Origin of the sequence: Ramlibacter sp. MMS24-I3-19 (assembly GCF_050320135.1) — a bacterium.
Classification (GTDB): domain Bacteria; phylum Pseudomonadota; class Gammaproteobacteria; order Burkholderiales; family Burkholderiaceae_C; genus Ramlibacter.
Genome location: NZ_CP190017.1, coordinates 4,550,816 through 4,565,253, shown reverse-complemented (window position 1 = coordinate 4,565,253; position 14,438 = coordinate 4,550,816). Strand labels below are relative to the sequence as shown.

General features: G+C 70.0%; 17 protein-coding genes. 7 read left to right on the top strand and 10 right to left on the bottom strand.

Annotated features, from left to right (window positions below; all coding sequences use genetic code 11):
• Positions 1-2 precede the first annotated feature (2 nt).
• Positions 3-935: an NAD(P)-dependent oxidoreductase gene (locus ACPWT1_RS22655; RefSeq protein ID WP_427913383.1), complete on the bottom strand. Its 933-nt coding sequence runs from the start codon at positions 933-935 to the stop codon at positions 3-5.
• 103 nt (positions 936-1,038) lie between these two features.
• On the opposite strand from ACPWT1_RS22655, the gene ACPWT1_RS22650 reads away from it, so the two are divergent.
• Entirely contained in the window at positions 1,039-2,346 is a 1,308-nt protein-coding gene (locus ACPWT1_RS22650; RefSeq protein ID WP_427913382.1) for a M20/M25/M40 family metallo-hydrolase, read from the top strand.
• Between the two features lie 21 nt (positions 2,347-2,367).
• On the top strand, positions 2,368-3,414 hold the full coding sequence (locus ACPWT1_RS22645) for an AI-2E family transporter (protein WP_427913381.1): 1,047 nt from the start codon (positions 2,368-2,370) through the stop codon (positions 3,412-3,414).
• A 37-nt stretch (positions 3,415-3,451) separates the two neighbouring features.
• Here ACPWT1_RS22645 and ACPWT1_RS22640 read toward each other — a convergent pair whose 3' ends face one another.
• From ACPWT1_RS22640 to ACPWT1_RS22630, 3 genes are all read right to left on the bottom strand, one after another.
• The gene (locus ACPWT1_RS22640; RefSeq protein WP_427913380.1) at positions 3,452-4,567 is read right to left on the bottom strand and encodes an ABC transporter substrate-binding protein; all 1,116 of its coding nucleotides are present in this window, start codon (positions 4,565-4,567) and stop codon (positions 3,452-3,454) included.
• A gap of 248 nt (positions 4,568-4,815) precedes the next feature.
• On the bottom strand, positions 4,816-4,989 hold the full coding sequence (locus tag ACPWT1_RS22635) for a hypothetical protein (RefSeq protein WP_427913379.1): 174 nt from the start codon (positions 4,987-4,989) through the stop codon (positions 4,816-4,818).
• Between the two features lie 35 nt (positions 4,990-5,024).
• On the bottom strand, positions 5,025-5,996 hold the full coding sequence (locus ACPWT1_RS22630; RefSeq protein ID WP_427913378.1) for a questin oxidase family protein: 972 nt from the start codon (positions 5,994-5,996) through the stop codon (positions 5,025-5,027).
• Between the two features lie 65 nt (positions 5,997-6,061).
• On the opposite strand from ACPWT1_RS22630, the gene soxR reads away from it, so the two are divergent.
• Together soxR and ACPWT1_RS22620 are read left to right on the top strand one after the other, a co-directional pair.
• On the top strand, positions 6,062-6,520 hold the full coding sequence (gene soxR / locus ACPWT1_RS22625) for a redox-sensitive transcriptional activator SoxR (protein ID WP_427913377.1): 459 nt from the start codon (positions 6,062-6,064) through the stop codon (positions 6,518-6,520).
• A gap of 124 nt (positions 6,521-6,644) precedes the next feature.
• Positions 6,645-7,451, top strand: a complete 807-nt coding sequence (locus ACPWT1_RS22620; protein WP_427913376.1) for an N-acyl homoserine lactonase family protein — start codon at positions 6,645-6,647, stop codon at positions 7,449-7,451.
• Between the two features lie 21 nt (positions 7,452-7,472).
• Here the strand turns inward: ACPWT1_RS22620 and ACPWT1_RS22615 are convergent, their stop codons facing one another.
• A complete protein-coding gene (locus ACPWT1_RS22615) occupies positions 7,473-7,940 on the bottom strand; it encodes a TerB family tellurite resistance protein (protein ID WP_427913375.1) in 468 nt (155 codons plus the stop codon).
• Between the two features lie 68 nt (positions 7,941-8,008).
• On the bottom strand, positions 8,009-9,640 hold the full coding sequence (locus tag ACPWT1_RS22610) for a sensor histidine kinase (RefSeq protein ID WP_427913374.1): 1,632 nt from the start codon (positions 9,638-9,640) through the stop codon (positions 8,009-8,011).
• Positions 9,641-9,711: 71 nt separating this feature from the next.
• On the opposite strand from ACPWT1_RS22610, the gene ACPWT1_RS22605 reads away from it, so the two are divergent.
• Both ACPWT1_RS22605 and ACPWT1_RS22600 read left to right on the top strand, forming a co-directional pair.
• Complete coding sequence (locus tag ACPWT1_RS22605; RefSeq protein WP_427913373.1) at positions 9,712-10,248, top strand: phosphatase PAP2 family protein; 537 nt, start codon at positions 9,712-9,714, stop codon at positions 10,246-10,248.
• 184 nt (positions 10,249-10,432) lie between these two features.
• Complete coding sequence (locus ACPWT1_RS22600) at positions 10,433-10,675, top strand: hypothetical protein (RefSeq protein ID WP_427913372.1); 243 nt, start codon at positions 10,433-10,435, stop codon at positions 10,673-10,675.
• Here the strand turns inward: ACPWT1_RS22600 and ACPWT1_RS22595 are convergent.
• A complete protein-coding gene (locus ACPWT1_RS22595; RefSeq protein ID WP_427913371.1) occupies positions 10,672-10,845 on the bottom strand; it encodes a hypothetical protein in 174 nt (57 codons plus the stop codon). The two genes, ACPWT1_RS22600 and ACPWT1_RS22595, sit on opposite strands and share 4 nt — an antisense overlap.
• A gap of 250 nt (positions 10,846-11,095) precedes the next feature.
• On the opposite strand from ACPWT1_RS22595, the gene ACPWT1_RS22590 reads away from it, so the two are divergent.
• Positions 11,096-11,842 carry a transglutaminase-like domain-containing protein gene (locus tag ACPWT1_RS22590; protein WP_427913370.1) on the top strand — a complete coding sequence of 249 codons (747 nt, stop codon included), beginning with the start codon at positions 11,096-11,098 and terminating at the stop codon, positions 11,840-11,842.
• A gap of 3 nt (positions 11,843-11,845) precedes the next feature.
• Here the strand turns inward: ACPWT1_RS22590 and pepF are convergent, their stop codons facing one another.
• Genes pepF through ACPWT1_RS22575 form a run of 3 tightly spaced genes read right to left on the bottom strand, consistent with a single transcriptional unit; the run spans position 11,846 to position 14,340 of the window.
• Positions 11,846-13,642 (bottom strand): oligoendopeptidase F, encoded by a 1,797-nt coding sequence (pepF, locus tag ACPWT1_RS22585; RefSeq protein WP_427913369.1) that lies wholly within the window; start codon positions 13,640-13,642, stop codon positions 11,846-11,848.
• A gap of 13 nt (positions 13,643-13,655) precedes the next feature.
• Entirely contained in the window at positions 13,656-13,856 is a 201-nt protein-coding gene (locus ACPWT1_RS22580) for a hypothetical protein (protein WP_427913368.1), read from the bottom strand.
• A 4-nt stretch (positions 13,857-13,860) separates the two neighbouring features.
• On the bottom strand, positions 13,861-14,340 hold the full coding sequence (locus tag ACPWT1_RS22575; protein ID WP_427913367.1) for a VOC family protein: 480 nt from the start codon (positions 14,338-14,340) through the stop codon (positions 13,861-13,863).
• Between the last annotated feature and the right edge of the window lie 98 nt (positions 14,341-14,438).

Sequence of the window (14,438 nt, the reverse complement as noted above, 5' to 3'; positions counted from 1 at the left end):
CCTCAGCCGTCCTTCCACCGCAGGCCGGCGTCGGCCAGCGCACCGACCGCGAGGGCCGACAGGTCATGGCCCTCGCCGATGCCGCGTGCGCGCACGCCGAGGAACCTGTCGTGCAGCAGGCTGGCCACCGGCAGGGGAACACCGAGCGCATCGGCGGCAGCCAGCAGCAGCCGGTTGTCCTTCTGCGCCAGCGGCAGCCCGAATCCCGCGGGACGGAAGCGCTGCGCGGCGATCGAGGCACCGTAGTTGCGGTACGGCGGCGCATTGAACAGCGTGCCCGTGAGCGCCTCCACCACGCGCGCCGGCTCGATGCCGGCCTTGTCGGCCACCACGGCCGTCTCCGCCAGCGTCTCGACCATGGACATCAGCATGAAGTTGCCGAGCAGCTTCACGAGATTCGCCTGCCAGGGCTCGGGGCCGATGGTGTGCGTGGACTGGCCCAGCTGCCCGAGCAGCGGCGACACCGCCTGCAGGTCCGCGTCGGCACCGGCCGCCATGAGGAACAGCTTGCCTTGCGCGGCCGCATCGGGCCGCCCGAACACGGGCACCGAGACGTAGCGCTGCCGCTGCGCACGATGGCGCGAGGCGACCTGCCGGGCGGCATCCACGCCGATGGTGCTCATCCCCACATGCACGGCGTCGTCGCGCAGCGCCGACGCGATCCCGTCCTTGCCGAACGTGACCTGCCCGAGCGCGGCATCGTCCGAGACCATGGTGACGACGACCTGCGCCTGCGCCGTGGCTTCGGCGGGTGTCGCGGCAACGGAGGCGCCCTGCGCGCGAAGGGACTCGGCGCGTTGCGCCGTGCGGTTGAAGACATGCACCGCGTGGCCCGCGGCGAGCAAGCGGCCGGCCATGGCGCTACCCATTGCGCCCAGCCCGACGAATCCGATCTGCATCCGGTGCCCTCCAGTGGCGACATCGAGGCGGGCCATGCTGGCAGCGTCGGCGGCGCGCGCGTGTGTCATCAAGCATCCGCCGCATCGCAGCTGTAACGGCGAGAATGGCCCACCCTTCAGCCACACAGGACCTCATCCGATGCTCAAGAGAATCACCGCTGCCGCAGCCGTCTTCCTCCTTGCCGGTGCCGCACAGGCCCAGCTCACGGACACGGAGCAGCGCATCGTCGCCGCCGTGAAGCAGCGCACGCCGGCCGCGCTGGAACTGCTGGAGAAATCCGTGCGCATCAACAGCGGGACCTTGAACCCGGAGGGCGTTCGCGCCGTCGGCGAGATCTACCGCAGCGAACTGGACGCGCTGGGCTTCAGGACGCGCTGGATCGACATGCCGCCCGAGATGAAGCGTGCGGGCCACCTGGTCGCCACGCACGAGGGCGGCCAGGGCAAGCACCTGCTGCTGCTGGGCCATCTGGACACCGTGTTCGAGAAGGGCAGCTCGGTGCCGCTGTGGCAGCGCCAGGGCGACCGCGTGCGCGGCCAGGGCGTGAACGACATGAAGGGCGGCGACGTCATCATGATCGAGGCGCTGCGCGCGCTGAAGAGCGTGGGCGCGCTGGACAAGACCAACGTCGAGATCATGTTCACCGGCGACGAGGAGCGAGGCGGCAAGCCGCTGCAGGTGGCGCGGGCGGACATGGTGGCCATGGGCAAGCGCGCCGACTACGCACTGTCGTTCGAGGGCAGCAACAAGCACGACGGCGTGGACACCGCCAGCATCGCGCGCCGCTCCTCGGGCGGCTGGGAGCTCACCGTCAAGGGCAAGCCGGCGCATTCGATGGGCGTGTTCTCGCAGCAGTCGGGCTACGGCGCGATCTACGAGACGGCGCGCATCCTCAACGCGTTCCGCGAGCAGGTGATCGAACCGAGCCTCACGTTCAACCCGGGCCTGGTGTTCGGCGGCACCAACGTCTCGTACAACGAGGGCACGGCGACGGCCAGCGCCTTCGGCAAGTCCAACGTCATCGCGCGCGACGCGCAGGTGCTGGGCGACCTGCGCTACCTCTCGCCCGAGCAGGGCGAGCGCGCGCGCCAGAAGATGCAGGCGATCGTCTCCACCGGCAACCTGCCCGGGACGTCGGCGACGATCAGCTTCAACGAGAACTACCCGCCGATGCCGCCGACCGATGCCGGCCGCCAGCTGGCCGGGCTCTACTCGAAGGCCAGCCAGGACGCGGGGCTGGGCCGCATCGACATCCTCGATCCCTCGCTGCGCGGCGCGGGCGACGTGCAGTTCGTCGCGCCCTACACCGTCGGCATCGATGGCCTGGGGGCGCAGGGGCGCGGTTCGCACACCGACGACGAGGACCTGGAGATCGCGTCCATCGAACGCGGTGCCATCCGTGCAGCCTTGCTGATCTACCGGCTGACGCAGGCGCCGGCGCACTGAGCGCAAGCTCCAATGCTCGCGATGAATTCCCGCGATCCCGATGCCCCTCGCCCTCCATCGGAGGGCCGCTCGACCAAGGCGGCGGGGATCGCCATCGCGGCCGGCCTGCTGCTGCTGCTGTGGGCGCATCTCTTCAGCGCGCTGCTGAGTGCGCTGGTGGCCTATGGCCTGTCGTCCTGGCTGGTGGGGCGCCTTCGCCTGCGGATGCGGGAGCGCAGGGCGCGTGCGCTCGGCGTGCTGGCCACGATCGTCCTGCTGGCGCTGATCGTGGGCGGTGCGGTGGCGATCCTGGAGGAGAACTGGGGGATGCAGGGCGGCCTGCCGGGCCTGCTGGAGCGCCTGGCCGACCTGCTCGAGAAGATCCGCGCCGCCGTGCCCGCCTGGCTGGCATCGCGCCTGCCGGACTCGATCGGCCAGGCGCAGCAGCTCGTGGTCGGGTGGTTGCGCGCCAACGCGCAGGACGTGCGCCTGTGGGGCCAGTCGGCGCTGCGCGTGACGGCGCATGTCTTCATCGGCTTCACCATCGGCCTGCTCAGCACGCTGGACCGCCTGCCAACGGGCAGCGCAGGCTGGGTGACCGCGACCGCGGCGGGCCTCGCGAACCTCGCGGCCGCGTTCGCCGACATCGTGGCCGCGCAGCTGCGCATCGCCGCCGCGAACGCGGCGCTCACCGCGGTCTTCCTGCTCGTCGCGCTTCCGCTCGCGGGCGTCCACATGCCGCTGGCCACGCCGCTGGTGGCCCTGACCTTCGTCGCGGGGCTCGTGCCCATCGTGGGCAACCTGCTGTCGAACGGCGCGATCCTGATCGTGGCGCTCACCGTCTCACCGGCGGTCGCGATCGCGGCGCTGGCGTTCCTGCTCGGGATCCACAAGCTCGAATACGTGCTGAACGCGCACTTCGTGGCCGGCCGCACCGCGGTGCCACCGCCGGTGCTGCTGGCCTCCATGCTGGTGCTGGAGGCCCTGTTCGGGCTGCCCGGCCTGGTGGCCGCGCCGATCTGCTGCGCGTGGGTGTTCCGGCAGTTCGGCGCCACGCCGCGCGTGCAGCGCGACGCGGTGTCGTCGTAGCGCGGCTCGCCCGACGCGGCCGCGCCACTGGCCCGCGTCAGCGGTGGAACTGGCCGTCGGCGCCGACGATGGACAGCTCGGCGTATTCCAGGCCGGTGTGGTCGCCCGAGGAGTAGGTCACGTCCAGGCCGCCGAGGTCCAGCTTCTGGATGCTCTCCAGCGCGGCCTGCAGGCTGGCGCGCGTGGGGTTGCGGCCGGCGCGGCGCAGTCCCTCGACCAGCACCTTGGCGCCGGCGAAGCCTTCCAGCATCGCGGGCGACACCGTCTCGATGCCGGCCGCCTTGGCCAGGTCCATCGCCTCGCGCACGAACACGGAGGCCGCCGAGCGTTCGTTGGGGAAAACCTGCGTGACGATCATGCCGCGCGAGGCGTCGCCCAGGCTCTTGATGAAGCCGCTGGACGCATTGTTCGACAGCGTGACCACCTGGGCCGCGGAGCCCGCGTTGCGCAGCGCCTTCACGCCGTCGGCGACGCTGCTGCCGGAGCCGATCCACATCACCGCCTGCGCGTCGGCGCCGATGATCGCGGGGACGATCCTGGCGAAGTCGGGCTTCGCGCGATCGGCCGTCATGTCCACCACCGGCTTGAGGTTGGCGCGCTTGAAGCCGCGCGCGAGGCCCTTCTGCACGTCGAGGCCGAACGAGTCGTCGGCGGCGATCACCGCGATGCGGTGGATGCCCAGCGCGACGAGGTGGTCCAGCGCCTTCTCGGCCTCGCGCTGGTAGGTCGAGCGCACGTTGAAGATGTGGCGGTTGATCGGCTGGTGCAGCGTCATCGAACCGGTCGAGGGCGCCACCAGCGGCACGTTGCCTGCGTCGAGCACCGGCACGATGGCCTCGTTGTGCGGCGTGCCGCGGGTGAGGAACAGCGCGAGCACGTTGCGTTCCTCGACCAGTTTCTTCGCATTCTCGGCCGCCAGCTTGGGCTCGAACCTGTCGTCCATCGAGACCAGCTCGATCTTCTGGCCGTTGACCCCGCCGCGCGCGTTGACGGCATTGATCCAGAGCTTGGCGCCGTCGGTGGTTTCCTTCACGCCGGCGGCCACCGGACCCGAGAAGCCGGCGGTCTGGCCGATCAGCAGCTGGGCGTGCAAGGCCCCGAACGTGGACATGAGGGCCGCGGCGACGAGGCCGGCGCGGATGAACTGGCGCATGGGACTTCCTTGAAACGCCCTGGATGCGAGGGCAGGGTTACTACGGATGAGCAATGTAACGAAAGGTAGATGCCTTCCGTTGGCATGCCAACGCGCCGCATACCGGTCATTCGACCGGCGGCTGCGCAGCGCGTACCAGCGGCGCGCCGGCCGGGGTCGACGTTGCAGGCAGGAGTTCAGTGCTCGGGACAGCGAGCGCGTGCAAGGAGACGGGGGAGAGAACGGCGCCCCGCGTGCATTCAGAGCGGCTAAGGCGAGGGCGAGCGCTCACGCCGGCGCGTGAACCCCAGGGCCCGCGCCCAGAACCACGCTTCGCACACGACGCCGGCCGCGACCAGCACCGTGGTCCCGCTGCTGAAGCCGAAGGCATAGAGCGCGACGGCGATGAGGAGGATCGCGGCGGTGAGAAGGTGGCGCTTCATGGCGGCTCCGGTCGGTGTCCTGCTGCCAGTATGGGTCACGGCGCGCCCTGCGCCACGGCGCGGCACGCGGCGGCGAGGAACTCATCGTCGCCATGGTCAGCCGAGAGCTCGTGGCAGGCATGCACGAGCTTCACCACGTGGTCGTCCAGCGACGATCGCGCGGCGCCCACCACCTCCTTCCACGAGCAGCTGGTCGCCTCGACGCGCTGCCGCTCGCCGATGGCGCTGGCCATGATCGCCGCGGCCCATGCGTGCCAGATCTGCGGCGGCGGCGCGGACAACGCGGACAGCTGCAGCACGGCGCGCGAGCCGGTCACGACGTGCAGCACCGTGAAGTCGCCGGTGTCGGCATACAGACACGCAGCCCACCGGGCTGCGTGCGGGAGCGCGTTCGCGCAAGGTCGAAGCCCACCCGCGAACGCGCGGAATTCCGGCGTGCGGCTGGCCCGATCCATGCGCTCGGAGATCAGGCGGCCATCGGCGCGCCAGGACCGTGCAGCTGCCTCGGCCGCGGCCAGCCAATCGGCGAGCTCCAGATCCTGCGTCGATGCCGATTCGACGTCGATGCGTTGCCATCGGGACGCCCAGTAGGCCAGGGCCGCGCCGAGCTCTCCGGGATGCCCGAGCTGCCACGCATGGGCGACACGGATCGGCCCGTGGAACGCGGCCGCCGCGACACCGGGCCACAACTCGGGCAGGGCCCGGGCCAACGCATCGCGGGGACCCAGGGCCGCGATGCGCGCGTCGTAGTGCGCCTGCCATGCCTCGAAGCAGCCGATGTCGCCAAGGCGCAGGGACGGTGTCCGGCCGGCGCCGTGCGCGGACATCACCGGGAGCTTCTTGCGATCGATGTAGGCGGCGGCGAAACGCTCCAGGCCGGCATCGCTCGCACCCAGCACGTGCAGTGCGTGCAGCGCCATCGGCAAGTGGTTCGAGAGCCCGGCGCCGTACTCGGGCGCGCGGCGCAGGTTCTCGTCGAGAAGGCGGATCAGGGTCGATGTGGCCATCGGGGTCTCAGGGGTGGGAAGGCGCTAAGCTTGAAACTTCAAGTCCACTTGAAGTCAAGGCAGCGATGCGATCCGACGACAGGCTGACCATCGGCGAGCTCGCGCAACGCAGCGGCGTGGCCGCGAGCGCCATCCGCCACTACGAGGCGATCGGCCTGATGGCCAGCACCCGCAGCGAGGGCAACCAGCGCCTTTATCCGCGTGGCACCTTGCGCCGCGTGGCGTTCATTCGCGCCGCGCAGGCCGTCGGGCTCTCGCTGGACGACATCCGGGCAGCGCTGGACACACTGCCGGGTTCACGCACGCCGACAGCCGCGGACTGGCATCGGCTGGCGCTCGGCTGGAAGCCGATGCTCGATGCGCGGATCAGGGCGCTCGTTGACCTGCGCGACCGGCTCGACTCCTGCATCGGCTGCGGCTGCCTCTCCCTGAAGGCGTGCGCGCTGTACAACCCGGACGACCGCGCGGCGAGGCTGGGGAGCGGGCCGCGCTACCTGCTCGGGGACAAGCCCACGAAGGCGTGACGAGGCCTTCCGACGGCCGGCACGCATCCACGGGAATAGCGGCTGAGGCGGCGGCGTTGATGCAGGAGGCGAACTCCGCCTGCTCCATCAACCCATCCGCCATTCCCCACACAAGGAGACATCGATGCGCCGGTTCCTTCCCGCCCTGGTGATCGCGAGCGCGTTCACCGCACTGCCCGCGTCGGCGCAGCCGGCCGCGGAGGTGACGCTGACGCGCCTGGACTGCGGCAACGGCTTCAACGACCAGCGCCGCTTCAGCGACACCTTCGCGTACAGCGACCCGCGCGTGCCGTTCACGTTCAGCTGCTACGTGGTCCGGCATGGCGACGACTACATGGTGTGGGACACGGGGTATGCGCCCGGCTCCAACCCGAGTGCGCCCACGGTGTCGCTGGGCGAGCAACTGGCCAGGCTGAACATCAAGCCGGAGCAGGTGAAGTACGTCGGCATCAGCCACTTCCACGCGGACCACACCGGCCAGCTCAACGCGGTGCCGGGCGCGACGCTCCTGATCGGCGACCGCGAGTGGGCCGCGCTCACGGCGGCCAAGCCGATGCAGGGCGCCAACGTCCCCGGCTTCGCGCACTGGATCAGCGGCGGCGGCAAGGTGGAACCGCAGGCCGCCGACAAGGACGTGTTCGGCGACGGCACGGTGACCATCCTTCGCACGCCGGGCCACACGCCGGGGCACCAGGCGCTGCTGGTGCGCCTGAAGGACAAGGGGCCGGTGCTCCTCAGCGGCGACGCGGCGCACTTCCACGAGAACTACGACAACGACGGCGTGCCCGGCTTCAACTACGACCGCTCCGAGACGCTGGCGTCGATGAATCGCCTGAAGCAGATCCAGAAGAACCTGAAGGCGACGATGATCATCCAGCACGACCCGCGCGACGTCGGCAAGCTGCCGGCGTTCCCGGAAGCGGCGCGTTAGCCCGCGCGAAGGCGGCCGGCCTCAGTGCCGCGTCGCGTCGGCCGGCTTGGCGCGCATCTTGGCGGCGATGTACTCGCCGTGCGAGACGTGCAGCAGGTCGGCGACCTTGCTGACGACGGTGTTCTCTTCGGCGCGCAGGTCACCATCCGCATAGGCGACGCGCCACATCGCCTCGACCAGCGCGATCTTCTGCGGCTGGGGCAGCTGTTCGTCGAGCGGATTGGTGAACCGGAAGTAGTCGTACGCCGTCATCGACTCGCGCTCGGCCACCTGCAGCAGCGATGCGACCTCTTCCGGCGCCAGGCCGAACTGCTCCTGCAACGCCTGGGCGCCCACCTCGCGCTCGAGCGGCGAGATGCCATCGCGGGCGCGCATGACCTCCATCAGCAGCACGGCCGCGGCGAGCCGCAGCGATGGCGCCCCGGACGCCCGCGGTGCACCCGTGGACGGCGCGATCTCATCCAGGAATTCCTTGAAGGCGGCGAACATGAGGGGTGGACACGGTGGTGGCGCGTTGGTTCCCACGGTCGCTGCGCGCGATTCGAGGGCGCACGAGCTCAGCCGTTCGGCCCGGGGTTTGTGGACGCCAGTCCGGGCGACGACAGCGAAAACCAGAACACCGCGCCTTGCCCCACGGTGGACCTCGCGCCCATGCGCCCCTGGTGCATGCGCACGATGCGGGACGCGATGCTCAGGCCCAGGCCGGTGCCGGGGAACTCGGCCTGCGTGTGCAGGCGCGAAAAGGGCTGGAACAGCTTGTCGGCGTAGGCCGGATCGAAGCCGCTGCCGTTGTCGCGCACGAACGTGACGGTCTCGCCGTGGTCCTGCTCCTCCTGCCAGACCTCCACCAGCGGATGCGCCGTGCCCGCCGAGAACTTCATCGCATTGCCCAGCAGGTTTTCCAGCGCCAGGCGCAGGAGGCGGACATCGGCGCGGGCATGCAGGCCAGCGGCGATGCGGACCTCGGTGCGCGCGTACGCGGGATTGGCGTCGCGTGCATCGCGCACGACGTCGGCGGCGATGGCCGAGACATCGCAATCCTCCGCGTGCACGCGCTGGCCCGCCACGCGCAGCAGCCCGGCCAGGTCTGCCAGCATGCGGTCGATCCGGGTCGCCGCGGCGGCCGAGCGTTCGAGCAGGCGTGCGACCTCGGGGGCGTCGCCTCGTTGCGCCGTGAGTTCGAGCGCCCGGCCGGTGAAGGCTGCGACGGCCGCCGCGGGGCTGCGCAGGTCGTGCGACAGCGAGGAGCTGATCACCTGCAGGTCGTTGTTGGCGGACTCCAGGCGCTCGTTCTGGCGCCGCAGGTCGTCGGCCAGGCGCCGCTGCCCGCGTTCGGCTTCGCGCAGCCGCGTTGCGATCCGGCGGTAGGCGACGGCCCAGGCCAGTGCCAGCAGCAGGAACACCGTGAGCGACAGCGCGGCCCAGGGCACCCAGGGCGGCACCACTTCGCCGCGCTGCGTTGCCTGCAGTCGCTGGAACGACCGGAAGTAGACCGACTGCGGGTCGGTCTTCATCTCCACCAGGTGGCGATCGATCGCCTGCATCAGGGCCGTGTTGGCGCCCTTCTTCGCCACGAAGTGGAAGGTGCTGTCGCCGAACAGGATGGAGGTGTCGCGCAGGCCGCCGTGGGTCGGGCCGCCATAGAACGGGTTGGACACCACGGCATCGGCGCCGCCACGCCGGACCGCGTCGAAGGCCTGGTCGTAGGTGTCGAACCGCAGCACCTGCGCCTGCATGCCGAGCATCACCAGCGCCTCGCGCAGGTTCTGCTCCTGCACCGATCCGGCCAGGGCGGCCACCCGCTTGCCCGCCAGGTCGCCGATGCGGCGGATGGCGCTGGCCTGGGGCGCGTAGACCGAGTTCCAGCTCTGGAGCACCGGCACCGAGAGGTCGAAGACCTTGCGGCGCTGCTCGGTCATCGCGACGTCGACCATCAGGTCGATCTCGCCATCGAGCACCCGCTGCAGCTGGTTGTCGAAGGATCCTTCGTCGTAGGTGAGCGTGAAGCCCTCGTCGCGCGCCACGCTCTCCAGCACGTCGACGAAGATGCCGCCCGGTCCGCCATTGCTGGGAGCCAGCACCTTGGGCGGATTGCGGTACAGCCCGACGCGCACCACGGTTGCCGACTGCGCCGCGCCAGCGACCAGCAACAGGGCGCAGCAAATGAGGACCCAACTTGTTCTTCGCACCTGTCAGGCATTGTGATGCATCGCTCGTCACGGCACACTGCTTGGCGCGCGCTGTCGCTGGAGTTTCTCCCATGCGCCTGCTTCGGATCACCTGCCTCATCGCCGCGTTGTTCACAGCCTCGTCGGCGTCCGCCCAGAAGGCGGCGCGTCCGGACCATTTCGGGGACGCCATGGAATGGGCGCTCCCGCTCGCGGCGGCCGGATGGGCCGTGCACGAGCATGACCAGGAGGGCCTCATCCAGCTCGGCGAAAGCTGGGCGACCGCTGAAGTCGCGGCCGAGGCGCTCAAGCGTGCGGTCCATGACCCGCGGCCCACCGGCAGCGGCCACGGGTTCGCGTCGGGGCATGCCGCCAGCGCCTTCGCGGCGGCCGGCTTCCTGCACCAGCGGTACGGGCTCGGGGTCGCCGTGCCGGCCTATGTGCTCGCCACCGCCACGGCCTACAGCCGCGTGCATACCCGGCATCACTACACGCGCCAGGTCGTGGTCGGCGCGGCCGTGGGCCTGGGATCGTCAGCGCTGTTCACGCGCGAACTCGGCCGCGGACAGCAGGCCGCCTTCGGGGCGGCGCCGGCCGGCTGGGCCTTTTCCTACTCGGCGCGGTTCTAGCGCCGCGAGCCGGGTAAGCACGCCGCTTACCCGGGCTGAAACAACAGCTTGACGCGGCGCAAGCAACGCCTCAACCAGCCACGCGTCCCGGCGCCTACGCTTCATCGCCTGGTGATGGGCTTGGGACGGAGGGCGCGAGAGGGGCGCTCGACGACCCCATGGCATGTGGATGCGGATGGCTGTGATGGAAGTGGTCGAGACGATGTTGTTCAGGCTGGAAGGCAGGCGCGAGTGGGAAGTGCTGCGCGAGATGGAGGTGCCGATCACGCCCGAGCAGGCGGCGGACTGGCTCCATGGAATCCACCTGAGCGCCGCCGCGCCGCAGCTGACGGACGTCGAGTACGAGTTCCTGATGCAGGGCGCGATGCCCATCGACGAGGAGTTGCTGGGTGTCCTCGCTGCGATGGTCGGCCCCAGGCGGGCCTAGCTGCCGCTGCGCGGCAACTCGGACGGCTGGAACTTCGATTCGGGCGGGAACACGAGGGTGGAGACGCCGGCATCCGGCAGCACGTCGTCCCTGTCGCGCCGCGCCCTGATCCACACGAGGCCGCCGACGGTGGCGGACAGCAGGGCGAGCAGGGTGGAGATCAGAAGCATGGCGCACCTCTCGACGCGACGGCACCCGTGGTGGCGATCGCGCTGGACCTGGCAGGACTGGAGAACATGCCGTCAGGATAAGGCACCGGCCCGAGGACCCAGCAAGTAGGGAGTTTCAGGGATGGTGGAAACCGCCTCCAGGTGCCGCTGTCAATGTCGCCGGGTCTGGAGGACAACCCGCAGCCACGTCGCGCTCCCGCGCGATTACGATGCCGGTCGATCGAGGTACTGACTTGGACGAAGGCGGGCAATGATGCAGGTCTCCGGTGGTGGGGCGAAGCCGCGCGCCGGCCCGGAGATGGATGCGCCCGGCCGGTGGCTGGTCTCCACCGCGCTCCTCGATCTGGAAGATCCGCGCCTGGCCATTCGCGCCACGTCCCTCACGCAACTGGCCGCCACCGACCGCGCCAAGGCACTGGCGATCTACGGATTCGTCAAGCGAATGCCGTACCGCCGCCAGTTCAAGATGAACCACCGGCGCGCGCGTGAAGTGCTGGACTCGGGCTGGGGCGACGGCCCCGACAAGGCCACGCTGATGGTCGCGCTGCTGCGCAGCGTCGGCGTGCCTGCACGCCTGCGCATGGTGCGCATGGACGGTCGCATCATGCGCGGCCTGGTGGACCGCCTCGACGCGATCTCCTGGCCGTTCGTGGAGGTGTGGCTGGACGACCGCTGGATCCGCACCGACACCTACATCTTCGACGCCGGCTACATGGCCGCAGCGCGCGAGGCGCTGCGCAAGTCCGGCCAGCGCTACGGCTTCGGCGTCTACGTCGACAGCCAGCCGCTGTGGAGCGGTCTCGAGGACACGTCGCTGTCGCCCCTGCCGCCGGGCGAGGACCCGATGCTGCTGGAGGACATGGGGCCGTTCCACGACCACCGGGAGTACATGGCTTCCAGCGGCTTCCGGGCGAGGCACTCGCGCCGTTTCAGGTTCCTGCGCTGGAACCTGCTGGTGCCTGCCATGCGGCTGGCGATCCAGCGCCTGCGCGGCTAGCGGCTAGAAGCTCGCCTCCAGGTCCTCGATCATGCGGCCCACGTAGCCCACCGCATCGCGGATCGGCTGCGGTGACGACAGGTCGATGCCCACCTGCTGCATCAGCAGCAGCGGCGGGAGCGTGCCGCCGGCACGCAGCACGTCCAGCCAGCCGGCGAACACGCCATCGCCTTCGTTGCGCGCCTTCTCCGCCAGCGCGGTCGCGGCGACGAGACCCACGGAGTACGTGTACGGGTACAGCCCCAGGTAGTAGTGCGGCTGGCGCATCCAGGTCATCGCCGCGCCTTCGTCGATCACGACGGTGTCGCCCCAGAAGGCCTTCAGGATGGCCGCCTTGCGCTCGTCCAGCAGCGCGGCCGTGACCGGCTGGCCGCCTTCGGCGAGCCGATAGACCTGGCGCTGCAGCTCGGCTTCCAGCAGGTGCGTGACGAAGTTGTGGTGGTAGGTGCCCAGCACCTGCATCAGCACCCAGCGGCGCATGCGCGGGTCGGCCTCGCCCTGCAGGATCTGCCGCGCGAGCAGCACCTCGTTCATGATCGACGGCGCCTCCACGAACGGCATCGCCGGCCGCGTGTTGACGTAGCGCTGGTGCCGCTGCGCGGTGAGGAAGTGGCCTGCATGGCCCAGCTCGTGCGCGAGGATGAACGCGTCGCGCATCGAGTCGGTCCACGTCATGAGGATGAACGGGTGCGCGCCGTAGGGCGAGGCGCAGAACGCGCCCGATGCCTTGCCGGTGTTGCTGGCGCGGTCGATCCAGCGCCGCTGGAACGCGGTGCGCACCAGCTCCACGTACTCGGGTCCCATGGGCGCCACCGCCTTCAGGATCAGGTCGCCGGCTTCGTCGAACGTGATCGCGGGCACGTAGTCCGGATCGAGCGGTGCCTTGATGTCGCAGTACAGCAGCCGGTCCAGGCCCAGCACGCGCTGGCGCAGCCGCGCATAACGCTGCATGTGCGGCGCCAGTTCCGCCTGAATGGTGTCGAGGATGTTGGTGTACAGGTCAAACGACACCTTGTGCTGGTGCAGCAGGAACTGCTCCGCGCCCGGATAGCCGCGGGCCTTCGCGAGCGCGATGTTCTTGGTGACCTCGGTGGCGAAGGTCGCCGCATAGGTGTTCCGGTACGGCGCGAGGCCCTTGCAGAACGAGACCCAGGCGGCGCGGCGCACGCCCGCATCGGCCGAGCCTTCGTACGTCCACTCGTACAGGTTGAACGAGTTCGGCTGCTCGCGCCCGCCCGCGGTGAACGGTGCGAACTGCATGTCGCTGGTCTTGCTGCGCTGGTAGACCATGAACGGCGACTCCAGCACCTCGCCCAGGCTGGCCAGCACGCGCTCGGTCTCGGCGGACAGCATGTGCGGCTTCAGGCTGGCCAGGTCGTCGAGGTCGGTGCGGTGCACGGCCAGCAAGGGCTGCTCGGCCAGCCAGCGCTGCACGGTGCCGTCGGGCAGCGCCAGGATCTCCGTGTCGACGAACTTCGTCGCCGCTTCCACGCGCGCGTACAAGCCCGCGGCATTCGCCTGGTCCGACTGGCGCGCGGGATCGCCACCGTCTTCCGCATTGCGCAGGCTGGCGAAGGTGTAGGCCCGTTGCAGGCGCGCCATCAGCGCATCGCGTGCGTCGAGGCAAGCCAGCAGGCGCACCGCGCCTTCGGCCAGATGGCCCTGGTGTGCAGTGACCGTCTCCAGCGCCTGCTCGATGGCGGCCATCTCGGCCAGCCACGCCTGGCGGGTGGCGAACAGGTCGTCGAGGTTCCAGGTCTGGTCGGGCGCGACCTCCGCGCGGGTGAGGGGCTTGTTCATCCCCGCAGTGTCGCTACTCGTCGAGGAAGCCGCCTCGGTAGAAGCTCCAAGCCGTGCCGTCGTGCAGGTAGAAGTGCCCGTCGGCGCAGAAGTCCTTGCCGGGGAAGAACTCGCGGTAGGCCTTGGGCACCAGGCGCGCGAGCTGCTCGTCATCCAGTTCGTCGAATTCCTCGGGGGTGATCGGCTGTCCGACCCTGAGCTTCCTGCGTTCCATCGGGTCAACCGCGCCGCGCTGCTTCGATGGTGGCGATGTCGATCTTGCGCATCGTCATCATCGCCTCGAACGCGCGCTTGGCTGCCGCGCGATCCGGATCCGTGAACGCCGCCGTGAGTGCGCGCGGCGTGATCTGCCACGACAGGCCCCACTTGTCCTTGCACCAGCCGCAGGCGCTCTCCTGGCCGCCGTTGTCGACGATCGCGTTCCACAGGCGATCGGTCTCGGCCTGGTCGTCGGTCGCGATCTGGAACGAGAAGGCCTCGTTGTGCCGGAACGCGGGGCCACCGTTCAGGCCCAGGCAGGGAATGCCCGCCACCGTGAATTCGACGGTCAGCACGCTGCCCTCCTGGCCCGCTGGATAGTCACCGGGTGCGCGATGGACCGCGCCCACGGCGCTGTCCGGAAAGGTCTTCGCGTAGAACTGCGCGGCCTCGAGCGCGGTGCCGTCGTACCAGAGACAGATCGTGTTCTTGCTCACCACTGGCGTTCTCCCGGTCGTGAAAGGTCGTGGCCTGCGAGGCTAAGGCGCACCCGGTCTGCGGGCAATGGGTGGTGTCCCGGCATCGGGGCGCGGCACGG